The sequence below is a fragment of the Paenibacillus sp. Root444D2 genome, assembly GCF_001426375.1.
Classification (GTDB): Bacteria; Bacillota; Bacilli; order Paenibacillales; family NBRC-103111; genus Paenibacillus_E.
In genome coordinates, this window is record NZ_LMEO01000045.1 from 712,943 (window position 1) to 732,930 (window position 19,988).

The window sequence follows — 19,988 nt, forward strand, 5'->3', positions numbered from 1 at the left end:
TTCCTTTCATTCTCGGATAAGGTTCTATTTCCCTAACCTAGCAGCCAGTTTCGGCAAGCTCTACAATCTCTACGGCGTATGGCTCCATGTCAAGCTCCGGTCCGATCTGTCTCTTGCTGAGAAGACTTGGATAAGCTTGACCGAGTGTTACAGTTTGCCGCTTCCGAGAAAGATTCAAAATGAACAAGTATCGCTTCTCTTTCTTCTTGCGAACCGAGATCTGAACGCCCTCCGGCAGATCGGGGTACAGTCCTGTGCCCGCATCCGAAGCGACCTCCCGGAAAAGGTCTATATAAAAGCTCTCCTCGGCAATCGTCCCCAAATAATAGACCTTGCCGCTTCCAAGAGAATGAACTGCAGCGGCCGGTTTGCCGGCGAAGAAGTCGTCTTCGTACCAAGCGATCGGTTCCGCGCCGGAAAGCTCCAAAATATCGCACCATTGCATGCATGTGTAAGTCTTTCCATTCTTCGCCCGAATGGTGTGGACGTCTTTGCCGATCGGGTCGTATTCCGACACGTACACTCCGGCCGCTTCGGCCAGAGGCCCGGGCAGCTGCTCCATCCGGCAAACGTTGTTCATGTTTTTAACGCCGGTGCGATTCGTTACAATCAAGGTAGCCCCATTTCGGACACATTCCTCCAAATGGCCTGCCACGCGCTCATCCAGCAAATAGAGAGAGGGGGCGACGATTAGCCGATATCCGCTTAAATCGGCTGTCGTATTCACCACATCGGTCTGAACGCCCAGCTTCGTCAGTGCGCGGTGATACAGCTTCAGATTGTCGAAATAATCCATTCCCTCCGCCTGTGGCTGAATCTGAAGCGCATTGTATTGATCGTGCGAATGGAGAATAGCCGCTTCGCCATGCACCTCCGATCCGGTCAGCAGTGGAGAGAGGCGGTTCACTTCCCCGCACAGCTTGCTATACTCCTCGAACCGGCGGCCCGGAACGTTACTGTGATCGATCAAGCCATGCCAGAATTGCTCGGCGCCTACGGTAGCGCTCCTCCACCGGAAATGCACGAGTGCATCGGCACCGCGCGATATGCACTGCCAGGCGAACGCCCGAATAAACCCCGGCTGCGGCGTTCGCCACATCGGGAACCAACAGCCGGGCGGACCGCTGATCGTTTCCATGATCCAAAAGTTGCCCCGCTTGATCCCCCGGGTTAAGTCAAGCGTCAGTGCCCCGCCGTATCCACTCGTATCCGACTTTTCCGGACTTGTGTTCGGATAATAGTCAAGGGAGGCAAAGTCGAGCGAGTCGCAGAGCTTGTAATAGTCAAGGGACATCGGGTAGCTCCAAATATTATGCGTTACGAAATGTCCCGGACACCGCTTCCGCAGAAGATTCACTTGCAGCTGTTGGAACTCGACGACAGAATCCGTTTCGAACCTTTTCCAGTCCAGCAAATAAGACGGGTTTTTGTAGGCGGTTCCGCCCAGCGGGGGGTTGATTTGCGACCAGCTGCTGTACTCCCCGCTCCAGACGACGGTGCCCCATGCGCGGTTAAGAACCTCCAAAGTTCCGTACTTATCCGACAGCCACTCCCGGAACCGCTCGCTGCAATTGTCGCAATGACACTCGTTCAGAGCGAATTCGTTATCAATCTGCCAGCCGGTTACAGCCGGATGCTCCGAATAATGCGAGGCAAGCTTATCCACGATTTTCTCCGAGTAAAGGCGCATGGAGGGACTGTTATAGCAACGATGTCCGCGTATCCCGGGATAACGGGGATGCAGCAAGGCATCGACGGGAAGCACGTCAGGATACCGCTCCACCAGCCAATTCGGCGGCGTGTTTGTTGGAGTTCCAATCACGACTTCGATGCCGCGTTGATGGAAAACGTCTATCGCGTCGTCTAGCCATGCGAAATCGAACCGCCCTTCCTCCGGCTCCAGACGTGACCAAGCAAATTCAGCTAACCGAACCAGACGGACTCCCGTCTGCCGCATCAGATCCGCATCCTGATCCCACATGGCGCGCTCCCAATGCTCCGGATAATAATCTACACCCATTTTCATCATAAGCTGTCCTCCACTGATTGCTAAGCTAAGCAATGTTTCATTGTAAACCGTTGTTTCATGATTTCCGCACAAATCCTTATTTCGGCAGCATAGAGTCCTGTCCCTGCGCACGGGCGCAAGACAGGACTCCTTTTATCCCGAAACGATCGATTCTTGCTCTACGATGCTGTGCCCGTAATGCTTGTGCCGTTCTTCGTAATCGTGTACTCGATGATGGCGCCGCTCCAGAAGTGGAACTTCAGAATCACCGTGCCATCGTTCACTTCTTTGAAGAAGCTTTCTGTAAGTGCGATTTCATTTGTAGCATAAGTAGGTTTGAATGTCCGGGCGAACTCTTTGTACGAAGTCCAGTTATTCGGACCTGCGTTGCCCCCTACAGCGTACACAGCCTCCATCGTGGCAAGACGGTCGCCGTTGAAGGCAGTCGGAATCGCAAAGCTGTTGGTTGTGCCTTCCACGTTTTGCAGCACCGGCGTGTCATTGTACAAGACATGGAACGTCCAATCTGCGCCCTTGTTAAATTGGGCTTTCAATACGGCTACCTCGCCAAGTGAGGCCGATTCAGTCAGCTTGGCGATAAAACTTGCTTTGAGGGTCAGCTCTTCGCCGTTCAACTCATAATCTTTGCCTATTTTCAACTTATTGTCTCCGGCCAAGATACCGGTCAAAATATTGCCGTTCAAGTTCACATGGACTACGGCGTCTTGGGCCGGCGTACCTTTCCTGACAAAGATCAGATCGGATTCGCCAGTAGAAGAGCGGCCTTTCAAGCTGGCCATAATCTGATTGTAAAGCTCCGGATCGTCCCACTGAAGCGTTCTGCGGTCAAACCGCCCGCCGTTGTCCCACAGCATAAGGGCAAGTTTGTTCTCTATGGATTTAGAGGTGAAATACTCGATAAACTTCAACATCTCGCCATGCTCGGGCACACCTTCACTGATCGGCGTTTTCCAAGGTACAGCATCCCAGCCGAGCAGTCCGAATTCGCCAATGACAACAGGAATTCCTTTCGATACGAACGAAGTCGTTACATTGTTAATCATTGTATCGATATCTTTAATCGTGTCAGCCTCAAGCCTCGGGTAGCCCGCAATGTTTACGCTGAACGGCCAGAAGCCGTAAAAGTGAACCGTCACGATCAAATTCGGATCGTTCAGATCGGCAATTGTGCTTGAAAGCGAATCCACGTGCTCTTGCGAGTGATTCGTATTTAACGTCGGCAGCACGAGCGGACGAACGTCATTATTGCCTCCCGACGCTCTTACAATATGAACGAAGGATTTGTTGAGCTCATCAAGAAACGCGTGTTGCGTCGTCACATCAACGTTCTCAAAAAACGGTTCGTTGACGCTCTCGAACATCAGTTTGTCGGAATGATTCTTGAAGCGGTCGGCGACTTGCGTCCATATCGCATTATATTTGGCCAATGCTTCGTCGTGATTCGTCGGCATCTTGCTGGCCCACATCCAGTTGTCGTGATGAATGTTGATCATGACATACAGTCCCTCTTCCAGCGACCAGTCGACGACTTGCTGAACCCGGTCCATCCAGGCCGGATTGATCGTATAATCCGGTGCGCCTTCCATCCGCCCGCTCCATGTAATCGGAATACGGATGCTTTTGAAGCCCTGCTTCCTAATTTCCTTAATGAATTCTTTGGTTACGCGAGGGTTGCCCCAAGCCGTCTCATCATTTTTTGTCGGATCAGTTGTATCAAATGAATCAAATGTATTACCCAGGTTCCATCCGGGCTGCATTGCGCTGACATAAGACTGAATTTGGGTTTCTTTCGGGGAAGCAGCGGCCGAACTGACGGGTGAAAACAACGCCAGCAACAGGGCAACGATCATTGCGACCGACAGATATGATCTTTTTATGCGCATAGAAATTCTCCTTTGGTTTCATGTATTTGGATTGATTCTGTAGATGTTTTGCTTGCCGCATATTTACTGATGCATCCCTGAATATCCTCCTCTGCTTGGAATAATTGGCACTGCTGTCTTTCGAGGAAATCAATTCCCCGAGACACTTGTGACTGCGCTTCGATGTTGTGTTTTTCATGCAACTCCTCATTGAACGCTTTATGTAAGCGGTGACATTTTTATTTTAACGATATGGCGTTTGTAATAATACTTCATAAAATCATCTAAAAATCATGTGGAAATTCAATATTTTGGATGCTGTCCTGTAAAATAACGCTTCACAACGGTATACGCCATTCGGATCGTTCGCCGACCACGGGTCAACGCCGGGGGAACGGTTCCGTAATAGCGCCGGCATGAGATAAGGGACCGACTCCATGGCGGCCCCCTCTCAATCGGATCGGTTCAACAAGCCGACGTTACTTAATGCCGCTGTCGGCTTTCAGCTTGACTTTGTCAGCTTTTACTCATTCCAAAGCTTCACACGCTCTTTCACCAGCCTGGTGAATTCCTGATTCAGCTTGTTAACGCCGGCTTTTTCCAGATCCTTCATGAAGTTGTCCCATACGGCGTCGAATTGGTCCGGCTTCACCAAAATCGCTTCCGGGATGCGTTTCTTCATAATGTCTTCGCACTTCTGGAAGAGGACGTTCACTTCGGAGCCGCTTTCCATGTTGATGTTCCACGCCGCGCCCCACGGTCTAACCGGGAATTCCTTCTCGGACGGCCACAGATCCTTGAAGTTCTTGATTTTGTAAGCAGCCAATGTCTCTTTGTCCGCTTGGGTGTATTCCTTCTCGATTTGTTCAGGGAAGACAGTGGTGTAATAGTTGCCCGTTGGGTCCTTCACGCCGTCACCGTAGCTCGGTCCCATTCGGTACATTTCAATACCGGTAGTTTGCTTAAATTTTTTGTTATCATTGATCTTCATCTTCAAAATGTCGTCCAGGATGACGTGCTTGCCGTTCTCCACCTTGTAATGCTTGCCTTCAATCCCCCAGTTGACCAACACTTGCCCTTCATCAGACGCCAGAAAATCCAAGAACTTGATGATGCGAACCGGGTCTTTGGCGCTCTTCGTAATCGAGATGCCGGTACCAGCCAAGTATCCGGTATCCTGGAAATCAGATCTCTTGTAGGTTTCATTCAAGGTAACCGGGAAGTGGGCGTAGGTTTGATCGAACTTGCCGTCTTTCTTCAGCAATGCTTCTTCATTGGCGTAGTCCCAATCCGCATCGATGAGTCCCAGAACGCGGCCGCTGGCAACCTTCGCCTTGTACTGGTCATACTTCTGCACGAAGCTCTCCGGGTCAAGCAAGCCGATGTCGTTCATATGGTTCAGCCATCGGAAGTATTCCTTCTCCTCAGGACGCAAGTAGTGGAACTTCGCCTCATAGGTTTTCGGATCAATGTAAAATTCGCCTTCATCCGGCGCGCCTGTCGTGGCAACGGCGGGGTTGGTGGTGGTAATCAAAATTTGCCATTCCCCTGCGTTCAGGGACAAGGGGATGATCGGCTTGCCGTCAGCTGTAGTCGGGTGCTTGTCTTTGTAGGCTTTGAGAGCGTTCTCGAAATCCTTCACCGTCTTGATTGGCGGGTAGCCAAGCTCCTTCACCACGGCATGCTGCAGCTCGAAGCCGGCGCCTGCCTTGAAGTACTGGTTGTTTACCCCAGCTGTCGGCAGGACATAAATGCCATGGTCTTCATTGCTCCAGCGCAGACGCTTCATGTAATCGCCATACAGCTTCTTAAGGTTCGGCGCATACTGGTCAATGAGCGGCGCCAGATCGATCAAAGCGCCGGCGTCCTTCAGCTTGCCCGCACTGCCCTTGGCAGCAACCATATCCGGATAGTCGTTGCTTGCCACCATCAGGGAAAACAAATCATCATTGCCGCCTACCGGGAATTGCGCCTTGATGGAGATGCCGGTTTTTTGCGTAATGAGTTTGCCGACTTCGCTCTGCATGTCGTCCCAGAGCGGATTGTTGTCGCCAGCAGCGAAACGGATCGTCATGGGGGCAAGAGCTTCTTTGGACGATTCGGATACCGATGGTTTTGACGATGCCGCAGGACTGCTTGTGCCATCGGAATTCGGCTTGCTGCAGCCGGTGGCCGCCAACAAGGCGACGACCATCAGAACGCTTGCCACTTTCGTTGTATTGACTTTCATGAAATACTGCCTCCCTTTTATTCGTTGATAATTGAGGTAATGATTATATGGGACAGGTTTCCCTGGACTTACCGATGTCAGTTAACTCTTGACCGCTCCCAGCGTTATGCCTTTCACGAAGTACTTTTGCAGGAATGGATATACCAAAAGGATCGGAGCGGTGACGACCATGGTGATGGCCATCTGGATCGATTCCGGCGAAACCTCCGCCAAGGACTGCTGCTTGTTCGGGTCGTAGATATTGCCGCCGTTGTCCGTCGCTAGCAGAACCTTGCGGAGCTCGTATTGCAAGGTCGTATACTCCGGCTTTTGACCGTTGTACAGATAAGTGTCGAACCAAGAGTTCCAATGGTTGACAGCGATGAACAGCGCGATGGTAGCCAGCACCGGCTGGCATAACGGGAGTATGACTCTCCAGAAGATGGTCCAGTCGTTCGCACCGTCCATCTTCGCGGATTCCAGCAAGGCATAAGGCAGACCGTTTATATAGGAGCGCACGATGAGCACGTTCCATACGCTCAAGATGCCAGGGATCATATAAACCCAAAATGTGCCTAACAGGTGCAAGTCGCGAATCAGCATATAGCCGGGAATCAAGCCGCCGGAGATGTACAGGGTCATCACGAAGATGGCGGTGAACAACTGCCTTGCCTGAAACTCCGTCTTGCTCAGGACGTAAGCGACCATGGAGGCGGACAAGACGCCGACCACCGTACCCAAGACCGTTCGGATGGTCGAGTTGCGAAATCCGGTCAGCAGTCCCTCATATTGAAAGATCGTCTCGTAATTCCGGATAGTTAACACTCGCGGCCATACGTGGATGCCGCCTTTGACGGTATCCGCGGAGTCGTTGAAGGAAATGGCCAACACGTTGATGAACGGATATAAGGTTGCAATCCCAATCATGATCAGGATGACATACAGGGAGATGTCGAATAAGCGGTCGGCTGTTTTTTTCTGCACAAGCCCTTGCACTGTGATTCCTCCTAAATGATCGTTTCTTTGGTGATTTTTTTATAGATGGCATTGGCCGTAAACACCAGGAAAATACTGACAACGGAATTGAACATCCCGATTGCGGTGCCGTAGGAATAACGGGACATCTGGATACCGTATTTCAAAGCGTAAATATCAAGCACCTCGGAGTAATCATTGACCAGCGGATTCCCTAGTAAGAACTGCTTCTCGAAGCCGATGCTGATCAGGTTGCCGATGGACAGAATCAGCAGTACCATGAAGGTGGGGCGGATTCCCGGCAGCGTAATGTACCACATCCGGCGGAACCTTCCCGCGCCATCCACAGTCGCCGCTTCGTACAACTCCGGGCTAATCCCGGCCATGGCCGCAAGATAGATGATGGAATTCCAGCCGGTTTCCTTCCACATATCTGCCGATGTGACGATTCCCCAGAACCAGGTGGGCTTCGCCATGAACTGGATCGGATGGTCCGTAATGTGAAGCATCATCAGCAGTTGGTTCACCGCACCTCCGTCGGTGGAGAGCATCTTGCTGACCAAGCCGGCGACAACCACCCATGAAACAAAGTGGGGCAAATACGAAACCGTCTGAATGGTCCGCTTGAACAACTGTCCCCGCAATTCGTTGATCAGCAGTGCAAAGATAATGGGAACGGTAAACCCGACAATAAGCCCCATAATGCTCATTGCAAGCGTATTCCGCAAAACCAGATAGAACCGTTCGTCCGCGAACAATTCGTGGAAGTTGCTCAATCCCACCCACTTCTGTTGCAAAATATTCTTGCCAGGCTTATAGTTCTGGAATGCCATCAACCAGCCCCATAATGGAACGTAGTTGAATATAAGCAACCAGATGATGAAAGGCAACGACATGAAATACAAGTATTTCTGATCCAGCATGGTCTGAATGAAGCTTTTCTTTCGTTTTACCGCCTGAAGATTAATGACAGTTTTTGTTGATAGCGGTTGCAGCCCGGTTCCTCCTCCTTCTCTCTCTCTCTCTCTCTCTCTCTCTCTCTCTCTCTCTTGATCTTATTTTAACGCACCCGGCCTGACGTCAAAACCCACGAAATTCAACTATAAATCATATTAAAATAAGCGTTTTCAAAGGATTCAAAAAAGAAGGAGGCAAATGGCCCTCCTCCCGGAACATTTATGGCTATTCGTGCGAAAACATCTTGAAGGGAGCGCCTTTGAACGAAGATGGGGACGCTGTATCCTATCAAAAATCGACACGCAGAACATGGCTGCACGGTTTCATCCTGAAGTGGTTTTGGTCGGCTTCATCTTATAGCGGGACGGCGATTCGCCTATATACTTTTTGAATTTCAAATGGAAATAATCGGCGCTGGCATACCCGACACGCGTCGCTACCTGGTGCACCTTGAGCCCGCCGGCCAGCAAATGTTTGGCGTTCCGGATTCGGACTTTGTCCAAATAGTTGTGAAAGGTGTCGCCCGTGAAGCTTTTGAACATCTTCCCCAAGTACCCGCTATTGTAATTGAATAACCCGGCGAGTGTCTCAAGCTTTAAGTTTTCAGCGTAATGACGCTCCACGAAATCAAGAATTTGCTTGATGGCAGACTCGCTGCTGAACGTGCTTATACGCTCCGTCAGTCCGAGCAACCTGTCCTCAAGCATCTGACGCAACGACCGAAGATCAGGCTGCTCATAAATTTCTGCGACTACCGAAAGGCCATCTTGTGCGGCAGTGAAAGCGGTGTCACTTGTCTTCGACAGCTTGGTCAGTGCGAGCGATATCCATTGCGAGAAGGCTGTTTTCATCGCTAGCTCCGCACCGTCGTACGCGGCGATCGACTGCCCCCCTTCATCCAGAATGCGCCGAACGGAGTCCTTGCTGCCGATATCGAGCGCATAAAATAGCTTATCCGCCAAAGCGTTTATATCGGGTCCAGTCGGCTCGCCGTCTCTAGTGCCATTAGCGGCAAGGTTGAGAGGCGGACGCTTAAGAATGACCCTCCGTTCTCCGCGGAACAGGAACTCTTCCTTCAGCAGCCGGACAGCCTGCGAATAGGATTGACTGATTTCGCCGAGCTGAGGCACCGGGTCTCCCGCCGCTGCGGAGAAGCCGCCGTTCAGTCCCAGAAGTGATTCCTCCAAATCCAGATACATCGAATTGGCCTGTAGTTTATTCGGCGCCCTCTCATTCAGCAGAACGCCTACAAAGGGCTCTGCGGCGAATACGATGCCTGTACCCGACGACTCAAAACGCTCTGCCAGCTTTCTCTTGACTTCCGCCCGACCGTTTACATGACTGCCAAGCGGCGGATGCAGCTTCAAGAGCATTACCCGATACGAACACCAATCGAGCTCCGGCTCCTTCGGCTGTTCCATCGCCGTACGGTGACCCTCCTCATCATACATTAGCAGCGATACGATCTGATCCTCGAGCTGCTGCGCCGACGTCTGTTCCTTTATTTGCAGCGATCCGGAAGCCTCTCTCAGCACTCCGCCGATCCTATCAAGCTCATCTTGTAATTCATCCGTATCTACTGGCTTGAGCAAATAGGCGTTCACTCCCCATGAAATCGCGCGCTTGGCGTACGAGAAATCGGCATGGCCGCTTAAAATGATAAATTGGCATTCCTTATCGACCTTGCGAATTTCTTCGATAACCTGCAGCCCGTCCGTCCCAGGCATGCGGACATCCATGACCATAAGGTCGGGCTTCAGCTCCTGGTGCCGAAGCATCGCTTCCCGGCCGTTGCCCGCCTCCCCGATCACCTCGAAGCCGTGCCGCTGCCAGTCGATAATCGCCTTCAAGCCTTGGCGTATCGCTTTTTCATCGTCTACGAGAATAACTTTATACATGTGAATCTCCTCCAATCGGTATCATGAAATGAATTTCCGTCCCTTCATTTTCCCGGCTGACGATGCGGAGTCCGTATTGCTCTCCATAAGTAAGAATAAGCCGCTGATGCACGTTGCGCAGGCCAATGCGATGATTCTTTCCATCTTCGGGGTCGTCCAGCGAGTAGATTAGCGCATTCAACCTTGCTTCCGGAATTCCGGCGCCATCGTCGGCAACAGTCACATACAAGGCGTGATCCTTAAGCTCCGTACGAATCCGTACGAAGCCCGCCTCTTCTTTATTCTCGATCCCGTGAATCACGGCGTTCTCCACCAGGGGCTGCACGACGAGCGGCAGAATCTGGATTTCGCTTGATGCCGGGTCGAGCTCAAGCTCGTAGACAAGGCGGTCATCGTAACGGAATCGTTGTATGGCCAAGTAACATCGGACCATATCCAGCTCTTCACCAAGTGTAATCGTACCGCCTCCGATCTCGAGGCTCTTGCGCATCAGTTTCCCAAGCACCCTGACGATGTCGGCAATATCCGCACTCCCCCGCAAATGAATCTTCATCCGCAGCGACTCAAGGGCGTTGAACAAGAAATGGGGATTGATCTGGCTGGCCATCATTTTCAGTTTGATTTCTTTCTGCTTGAGCTCCAGCTGCGCTTTTTGCCGGTTCGATTCGGTCACTTCCTCCATCAACTCGCGGATATTGCCGACCATATAATTGAATTGCCGTGACAGCTGCCCGATTTCGTCGTCACCATCAATCACTGAGCTGGCATGCAAATCGCCTAAAGCCACCTTATTGATTTGCTTGCTCAAGCGAAAGATACGCTTCGACAACAGCGAGGAAAAAATATAGATGAACACCAAGGCGATTAACAAGCTCATGATGATAATGAATAGTCCGAACATGCTGATCCGGTTCGCTCCCTTAACGATGCTTTGCACCGAAAACACGGATATGATTTTCAAGCCGTTACTACTCACGTCCGGAATGAGGGACTCTATAATGAGCTTCGACGTTTCCCCGTTGTAATCGATTTGGTACGTGCCACTCGGTTTATCCAGCATTTCCTGGGTGATGTGAAAGTCGCGAATATGCTTGCCCACGAGGTCCGTGTTTTTGGCAGCATCGATATATCCGTTCCCATCGATGACCATCGTATCGAACTGCTCTTGCCTCAGAATTCCGTTCAGCTGCGTTGGGCTGATATCGATGACGAGCACGCAGGTCGTTCTGTAATTCGGAAAATAGACGCGACGCACGAGGCTCAGGTAAGCACTATCGCCTTTCGTTTCGTCTCTGATATAATACCATCCGATTTTATCCGAGTTCTTTATCGTCGCCTTGTACCATTCCGAATTCGCAATCGACGGCTCTGGCTGTAAATAGTACCAGTTATTCAGCAGCGTCGGATTATCCACGTACAACCGGATGTTGGTGATTTCTTTATACAGCCGCACGTATTGCTCGAACTCCCGATATTCTCTATAGGCCTCTACAACCGCATAGTTCGATTCGTAACGCTTATTGACGAGAACTTCCAATCGCGGGTCCGTCGCCAACTTATTAGAAATCTCGATCGACAGTTTCAATATCTCGCCGATGCGTGTCTTCACCTTCTCCACGTCGTTCGACGTTTGCTGGACCGCATCGTTAAGTGCCGTCTGGCGGAGCGATTGGGTCAGCAAAGCGCCCACGATCCCGACCGGAATAAAGACGACAAGGATGAATGAAATGATCAACTTCTTTTTCATGTGAATGTTGTTCGTTTTGTCTATCAACTTCATAAGCACCTTGCCCCCCTTTTTTTTGATAGCGTTTTCAATTATGTGAAATATATGATTTTATGCTTCTGCTATGGGGCTATATAATTATAAAAAAACTTTCGAAAGCATCCCACCCAGTAGATTCATCGAAATTTCATGTCAAAATTAGATATTTTTATCCTAACACAAAAAAATCGATGTTGCATTTTGGCCCGCAGAGACCCGGAACAGCATCTGGTTCCTTTGCGTATAAAGATGGCTTAATTTTGCGCCAAATGGTTAACCCACTCCCATTCCGGAAGCCCCACAAAAAACTGCCGCACATGGAATCCATATGCGGCAGCCTTCCTTCTATTCCTTGCAAATGAAGCGCCGAGCTGCAGTCGTCCCTCAAGACGATGGACGTCATCCGCCCTTGAAGGATTCCACGCCTGCCTACAAGTTCTGCTTAGGGGAACGGCCCAGCCCCAGATCTAGACCTCCCTGTATATGTTCAGTTAAAATGAATGGAGCGTCAACCTGACAACATATGGCTTTTCATGCTCTTCACATTTCCCAAATGATAACCGGATAAAATTATATGCACCGTTGTTCCATACATTGAAATCATGAACACCGTTCTTTAGAAGGACCTGGTAATAATCACTTACAGAATCTCCCGCAGTGTCCGTTAGCCCTTCAACCGATTTGGCATAGCTGCCATTTGCTACTCCGTCTGAATCGCCGCAGGTGGTATATAGCAAATGAAGTTTATGGACGCATGATGTGAGACTGACTCCAAGAGTTATGCCATCACTCGACGTAGGAGCGTTTGAAAAAGCTCCGACATAAGCAAACAAATCTATCATGCCTGGCGCGAGCACAGTCTTATCCAACCCGTTGTTCCAGGAACTCTCTGTGCCAGTGATTCGCGTTGAATCATGTCGGTAACCGCCGAGGATCAGATTCAAGGCTTGCATTCCCCCCATCGAAAGCCCGGCGATCGCTCTGCGCGTGCGGTTAAATAGGATTCCCTCATCTGAAGTGACTGTTATATCTGCGTATGTTTTGTAGTTTGATTCAATAAATGGAATCAGATCGTATCTCAACTCATAATCGAAGTAATAGAATCCCAGCATATTGGTTCCTTCGGAATTGAAGGAGCTATCCGTCCAGTCGTACGCGCTTCTCCCGTTGGGAAATACGACGATCAGCGGATCGATATCGCCGTTTACAATAAGATTGTCAAATATATTGCAAATGATAAATCGTCCGTCAACCTTACCGTTACTACTTAACCATTCATATTGATCCCCGCCTACTCCATGAAGCAAATACAATACATTATATCTAACGGTAGTGTCGTTTGGGTCATAACCCGGAGGCAAGTAGACGTTGCATTTCTTCAATATGGCATCTCCCGCAACGGTTTCTCTTCCTGCTTCACTGATCTCGATGTTCCGATCCGTTACAAGCTGTCGAGACAAATGAATATAGTTGCCTACCTTATAGGAAACCTCTTGAACCGTACCTTGAGACTCTTCATTAACTGACCTTAGATATTCGGCAGGCACTGACGTCACATTCATGCTTTTCATAGATCATTATTGTCCCTTCGGATATATATTTTCCACAATAAGAATATGGAATACAAAGCTGCCGCACATGAAATCCACGTGCGGACAGCCTTCCTTCTATTCCTTGCTGGCGTTATTGCACCTATTGAGCATCCAAAACCCTAATGATGATAACCGCCGCTTCTGCGCGGGTGCTGAAAGCCTTCGGCTTCAGTGTACCGTCTTCGTAGCCGTTCAGCACACCCTTGGTTGTCAAAGCCGCAAGCAATCCTTGGGCCCAGGCGGAGACGTCGCCGCTGTCCTTATAGTCCAAATCGCTGTTTGCAGATGCCAAATGTGCAGCACGAGCCAGGATTGCAGCCATTTGTTCCCGCGTGATGTTGTCATACGGGCCGAAGGTTCCGTCCTCATAGCCATTCACGATCCCCAGCGTGGATGCGGTTGCAATAGCATCCTTCGCCCAGTGGCTGCCGGTATCGGAGAACCCAGCTCCGCCTGTTGCCGTCAGGTGGAAAGCTTTGACGATCATGGATACGAACTCGGCTCTTGTTACAGCTGCTTCAGGCCGGAATGAACCGTCTTGGTAACCGTCGATCACACCGGCCTTCACAAGGGCTTGGATCCCTGCTTCGGCCCAGTGTCCTTTAATATCGGTCAAGGCCGGAACCTTGAACGATGCGGACTTTTCTGCCGCCAATACTGCAAACTTGGTGAAGTGTGTCACGCTGCCGGAAACGGTGCCTTTCTCCCGGTCGACCTTAATGTCGCCCAGTTTGACCCACTTGTCGGTTTCTTCATTGTACCAGTACAATGCCACCTCATGTTCATCATCCAACAAGCCAGTCTTGAACGGCAGGGTAATAGTGACTGGTTTCTGGAACGCTCCTGCCACGTCCTTAGTAATCTCGTACACATCTCCGGCCAGCTTCAAATGCGGGTCGTTATTCAGCTTCGAAGGATCACTCAGCTTTTTGACGACCACGATAACGTCTTTGCCAATGGCTCCGGCCGGCAAATCAATGGTCGCTCCATTTTGTTCGACCTTGCCGCCCTTTTGGACGTCCACTTTAAAGAATTCGTCCGGTGTGGGGCTCGAGGTAGAACCGGTCTGGGACGGTGCAAGCTTCGGCTCAAACGTCAGAACGCCGAATCTCGAGGTATTCTGATAGGATTGACCTGTCGGGTCGTTCCATGAAAATACGCTTTCCCGGCTTCCACTGTCCTGAGCATTATTGACTTGGAGGTCGAATCCGATCATGGTTCCTGCAGCAGGAGTGATCGTATCCAGCGCGATTGCCGTTTCTACAACGTAGCCTCCATCAATGAGTTTGGTGGCCGATGTATAGTTGTCTTGGGTTGCATGACCGCCAACGGTCTTCACGTTCTTGAAGTTGATTCGGTATTGGCCATCGTCGATTTGGTAGCTATCCGTTTTTCCGTTGTTTTGGTCAACGAAGATTTCAATCGAATCCTGCTCCCATGGGTTCGCGTTAGCATCGTTCAATTTGCTATCTTGCACGACGGCATAAACATAAAGGTTATGTTCATCCCACATCGTATGGATTTGAGCTTTGGCGACTGCGTTGTTATGTTGTTCTACCATGACGTCGGTGGAATAAACCGGTGCGTTCGCCCACGTGCTGTCCAGTTCACCGTCGATGGTGGGGGTTCCGTAAACAGCTTTTCCCGCCTTGGTAGCATCGATATAAGTCAAGACCCCGTAACCTGCTGTATCGCTGTCTTGGACGTTCCGTGGATCGCTCCAGGAAACGATGACGCCGTTGCTGCCATGCTCCGTACCGTCATTAGTTCCCATGTCGGTCACTCTTACGTCAAACTTCACTTGCTTGCCTAAGGTGCCTGCCAATGGGATCGATGCTTGCACTACATAACCGTCGGTGGTTTCCGTAATATGAGCATCATTTCGTGCGAATGTATACTTCTGGATTCCATTTACGAAGAGATCGATTTTATCCGTTGCGGTTTTGGTACTGTCTTTGACCGCTACACGGGCATATAGGTTATGGTCATCCCACAACGTTTTCACTTGAGCCTGCAGCGTACCTGCTTGTTGGGTCTTGATTGTCGGAATCGTATTCCAAACCGAATCTAAAGCGTTTACAGGTGTGCCTTGAGCTGTGAGTGCTGTTTCTGGAGTGATGGGAAGATGAGTAGGCGTTACCGTCTTTACTGCCTCGATCATTCCCCAATACGCGTATTTCGCTTGATGCTTCACGTCAAACGGAAGTGGGGCATCTTTACGGATGATATTATTGAAGTTGTCCAGCCAGGTATGATCGTCTGCAATCCCCCATAGCGTAACATTGCTGATCCATCCGTCAGGATTATATGCTGGAGTGTTCGGGTCGGCATGTTTGCTCTCGTTGTCCAGTCGAACCAGCTCTTGGAACAATTGTTTGTAGCGGTACCCTTGTTTAATAAGCATGTTCTCATCAAAGCTGGTTGTTGAGCTATCCGTATAAACGGAAACGTCAAGCTCTGTGATCTGATTGTCGAATCCGGCTTCTCCGAATTTCCGGATGGAATCGGAAATTTGTTCGATAGAGGGGCCGCCGATGCTGATGTGCGTTTGATGGCCTACACCGTCAATCGGAATTCCCTCTTTTCTCAGCTTCGTTACCAAATTAAACAAGAAATCGCGTTTGACCGGGTCCTGCGTACTATAATCGTTGATATACAGCTTAGAGTTCGGGAACTCTTGCCGAGCAACTGTGAAAGCTGTTCGGATGAAGTCCAGGCCTGTCAGATTATACCACTCGCTCTTCCGCATGCCGTCCCGCTGTCCTGGGTCGATGACTTCGTTGACGACGTCGATGGCATTGATCGGTACTTCCATAGCTTTAAAGTGACGCGCTACAGTTTGAATATAAGTTGTAAGACGGTCCAGCACCAGCTGTTTATTATCATCTGTTGCTTCAAGCGGATTGCCTTTAGCATCCTTAAACATCCATTCCGCAGCTTGCGAATGCCAAGCAAGAGTATGCAACCGGAAATTCATATTGTGATCCTTGGCATACTGTGCAGTCTTGTCTGCTTCCGTCCAGTTCCATTGCCCTTCTGTCGGTTCGAGAGAGCCCGGCTTTGTGGCGTTCTCAGCGACGATGGAACTGTAGTGATAATCCAGAAGTGTGTGGACATCGGAAGTAAGCTGGTCGCCAGCCACCGCAGCACCGATCTTGAAGTTGTCCGCATAGACGTCCTTCAAATGATCAATATCCGTTTGAATCGGCTTTGGTCCGGCTACTTGGCCCACATTGGACAAATCGAAATCGTCCATATAGAAGGATCTTGCATCGCTATACTGGTCGGCTACTTCCACGTATGCATTCAAAACAGTCGGAGTGCTTGTTAAAGTGAACGTGCCGGTCAACTGTACCCATTGATCAGATGTCACCGTCAAGTTAGATGAAACATTGGCATAAGAACTGTCACCGCTTTGTACAGAGAGCCGCAATACAGTGGGGGACTGCCCCGAAGCCATTTTTACCCATGCGGACAAATTGTATTTGTTGCCCGCAGACATATCCCCCAGGACGTTAAGCAATGGTCCGTCATATTGCTTTGATACCGTGGTCAGTAAGCTTTTGGAGCCGCCTGTGGTGTGATTGTCAGCCGTCGATATATCGATATTGCCTGGGCCGTTCCTACGTACCCATTCCCCCTGCCCGTCTTCAAAAGTAGATTGGATCCCCGGTTGATCAATCGACGTGACGTCCATTAGCGACACTTCATCAATATAGAGATCCTCCGTCGTGGTGGAATTATTCGACTCAACCCATATTTTGAACCCCGTGGTATCGCTCGGGAGCTGGTACCCCTTCCATTCAAAGGTGGTCCATTCTGTGGAACTAACCGATTTATCCTCTACCAGCCAAGGATATTGGTTAGTCAGCGAGACGGCGGCGACATTAGAAGCGATATGAAAGGTGTCGGTTCCTGCTCCGAGTTTAAGCTTCAGCGATAAATCGTACGTATGGCCGGGTTTCGTCAACGAAGTCAAATCCAAGAACGGGCTGCTGCTACTTGCAGCACGGTTCGTCATCGCCAAGGACTTGGATCCTTCGGAATATGTTGTTGACGATATGGCAACGCTTCCGTCCCCTTTCCAAGGCACCTTTTCCCAGCCGCCTATTTGGCCATCTTCAAAGCTTTGGGACAAAACCACCGATCCGCTGGCTGCTGCCTCCAAAGGCGCTAGCAGCTGGGGGGCGATCATCCCAAACAGCAGCACGATTGCCATCCATACATTCATTTTCTTTCTCACAAGCATCCTCCTCTTTCTTGCAATCGCTTACAATCTATTCCAATTTCATTTTACAACTTAGATAATTGGCTTCACATACTCAAAATAAAGAATAATCCCCCCTCAATTATGGCGTAGAATGTATTAAACATTAGTCCTCTTTCTAATAAAAAGAAATCGTCCCAAAAGGTCATAAATTGACCTACGGGACGACCCCTTTGTCGATGACTTACTGCTCTGACTTGCCTAATTCCAACAGCCGGCTGACCGTCACAAGCTCATAGCCATGGCCTTGGCCTTGGAAGCGGCGATGACGCTCCAGATCCAAAATTGCTTATCCGATTACACGCCAGAATGCTTGTTTAGGCTGAAATTCCCCATCAAACAGAAACGGCCAATTCTTTCGGCCGCGAACTGGGAAGTTGTCCAACCAGGTATAGTTGTCAGCCGCTCCCCAGAACGTTACCGACGTAATGACATCCCGATATTCCTTAAAAAGCCCGAAGATTTCCTCGTACCGCTGCTGCTGCAGCTCCACCATTTGCACGGTGGGCACCGTCAGATCGGTCCGTCTATCGTCAAAGTTGAACATGGAAAGATCCAACTCAGTGATGTGAAGCTCCAGATCAAGGGATGCGTAAAGCTCGATCGCTTGCCGGATTTCATCCAGGGAAGGACCATGGATGTTCCAATGTCCCTGCATGCCGATTCCGTGGATCGGAACCCCCTTCTCCTTCAAGGAACGGACGAGATTATAAATCTTATCCCGCTTGACCGGCTCCGTCTCGTTGTAGTCGTTATAGAACAGAAGCGCATTCGGATCGGCTTCATGTGCTGCCTCGAAGGCATAGCGGATATAATCCTCACCGAGAATCTCCAGCCATTTGGTACTTCGCATCACCAGTTCCGCCTTATCTTCGATCGCCTCATTGACCACGTCCCACGCATAAACTTTCCCCTTGTAACGACTAGCTACCGTACGGATATGCTCCTGCATCCGTAAGAGAACCAGTTCTCTGCTGGCTAGACCGCCGGAAGGGCTTTCAAACACCCAATCAGAGGTTTGATTATGCCAGACCATCGTATGCCCCCGGACGGCTATCCTGTTCTGCCAAGCAAAATCCATTATTTCATCCGCCGCTTCAAACGTATACCGATCTTCCTCAGGATGGATCTCCTCGAACTTCATCTGGTTCTCCGCGGTAATACTGTTATAATGCCGAGCGATGAAATCCCCCTCGGATCGGATGGTCTTCGTGCTAACGGCGGCCCCGATTTTGAATATTCCGTTAAAAGCCTCGTGCAAATTCGGTACCTTGTTATTCATGGATTGGCAAGCCTCCTCATCATATCCTGTTTAAACAGGCCATCTATGTTATATGATATAGAATCTGAATACACTTACCATTCACAGATTAAAGGTCTCTCCCCCCTATTCTTAAAAAGCATTAAAAATTGGATGCGATGTTTCCAATAACACTCATATGAGAAAAACGGCTTTCGCGGTCTTCGGGTGAGAGTTTTTATAAATGTTGATGCAAAGTAAGCTACAACACGCGAGACGCATATGCTTTTGCTTTTGCTTTTGCTTTGCTCTTGCTTTTGCTTTTGCTTGTCCGTGTGTTGTTGCACTTTGTACAACATTTGGCAAGCTAATCCGCTATTTTCACGCGATTGTTGCAAAAAATACAACAATTCTGATCCAAAGTGGTCCATTAGAGTGAGTTAAGGCTAAATTGTTGTACAACATACACCATCCTGAGCTTTTCAAGAAAAAGTCAAAGAAATTGTTGTACGTTATACAACTTGTAATTCTAATTTCCCTATTTCTCTCAAAAATCAGAACCAGAGACAAAAATCAAAATATAGAAAAACCAAACACAGAAAACCGAAGTCACTTATGAAGCATCATGTCACTATCCTTAATTTCACTCAGCATTAGCACCTTGCGCACAATTTTTGTACGCTAGCGTCCGGTCGCGACAGATCCGACGACCTTGCGCACAATTTTTGTTCGCTAGCGTCCGGTCGCGACAGATCCGACGACCTTGCGCACAATTTTTGTGCGCTAGCGTCCGGTGGCGGCGGATCTGACGACCTTGCGCACAATTTTTGTGCGCTAGCATCCGGTCGCGACAGATCTGACGACCTTGCGCACAATTTTTGTGCGCTAGCGTCCGGTGGCGGCGGATCTGACGACCTTGCGCACAATTTTTGTGCGCTAGCGTCCGGTGGCGACAGATCTAACGACCTTGCGCACAATTTTTGTGCGCTAGCGTCCGGTCGCGACCGATCCGACGACCTTGCGCACTATTTTTGTACGCTAGTATTCCTTCTCTCCATACTACCAAATTTACCAAATAAATTAGAAAGGGAGTATCCTCATGATCTACCTCGAAACTTATACTTTCTATTATCTCAAGGATAAACGACTCCGTCGTCCTTCTAGGACGAGCGCGCTACCCTGAAAATTAAAAAT

10 protein-coding genes are annotated in these 19,988 nt (G+C 49.7%); all 10 read right to left on the bottom strand.

Going from position 1 to position 19,988, the window contains the following annotated elements; all coding sequences use genetic code 11:
• Window positions 1-37: 37 nt before the first annotated feature.
• Complete coding sequence (locus ASD40_RS24540; RefSeq protein WP_327205297.1) at window positions 38-2,140, bottom strand: beta-galactosidase; 2,103 nt, start codon at window positions 2,138-2,140, stop codon at window positions 38-40.
• A 47-nt stretch (window positions 2,141-2,187) separates the two neighbouring features.
• Complete coding sequence (locus tag ASD40_RS24545; RefSeq protein ID WP_057305761.1) at window positions 2,188-3,912, bottom strand: cellulase family glycosylhydrolase; 1,725 nt, start codon at window positions 3,910-3,912, stop codon at window positions 2,188-2,190.
• A 502-nt stretch (window positions 3,913-4,414) separates the two neighbouring features.
• Window positions 4,415-6,121: an ABC transporter substrate-binding protein gene (locus ASD40_RS24550; protein ID WP_057305762.1), complete on the bottom strand. Its 1,707-nt coding sequence runs from the start codon at window positions 6,119-6,121 to the stop codon at window positions 4,415-4,417.
• Between the two features lie 81 nt (window positions 6,122-6,202).
• On the bottom strand, window positions 6,203-7,027 hold the full coding sequence (locus ASD40_RS24555; RefSeq protein ID WP_082562485.1) for a carbohydrate ABC transporter permease: 825 nt from the start codon (window positions 7,025-7,027) through the stop codon (window positions 6,203-6,205).
• An 80-nt stretch (window positions 7,028-7,107) separates the two neighbouring features.
• The gene (locus ASD40_RS24560) at window positions 7,108-7,998 is read right to left on the bottom strand and encodes an ABC transporter permease (RefSeq protein WP_082562421.1); all 891 of its coding nucleotides are present in this window, start codon (window positions 7,996-7,998) and stop codon (window positions 7,108-7,110) included.
• A 357-nt stretch (window positions 7,999-8,355) separates the two neighbouring features.
• Window positions 8,356-9,930, bottom strand: coding sequence for a response regulator transcription factor (locus ASD40_RS24565; protein ID WP_057305765.1), 1,575 nt, complete (start codon window positions 9,928-9,930; stop codon window positions 8,356-8,358).
• Window positions 9,923-11,710 (bottom strand): sensor histidine kinase, encoded by a 1,788-nt coding sequence (locus tag ASD40_RS24570; RefSeq protein WP_057305766.1) that lies wholly within the window; start codon window positions 11,708-11,710, stop codon window positions 9,923-9,925. The genes ASD40_RS24565 and ASD40_RS24570 overlap by 8 nt, the downstream gene beginning before the upstream one ends.
• Before the next feature lie 476 nt (window positions 11,711-12,186).
• A complete protein-coding gene (locus tag ASD40_RS24575; protein WP_057305767.1) occupies window positions 12,187-13,266 on the bottom strand; it encodes an alpha/beta hydrolase in 1,080 nt (359 codons plus the stop codon).
• Between the two features lie 121 nt (window positions 13,267-13,387).
• Entirely contained in the window at window positions 13,388-17,530 is a 4,143-nt protein-coding gene (locus ASD40_RS24580; protein WP_057305768.1) for an endo-1,4-beta-xylanase, read from the bottom strand.
• A gap of 313 nt (window positions 17,531-17,843) precedes the next feature.
• Window positions 17,844-18,836, bottom strand: a complete 993-nt coding sequence (locus tag ASD40_RS24585) for an endo-1,4-beta-xylanase (protein ID WP_057305769.1) — start codon at window positions 18,834-18,836, stop codon at window positions 17,844-17,846.
• Window positions 18,837-19,988: the final 1,152 nt, after the last annotated feature.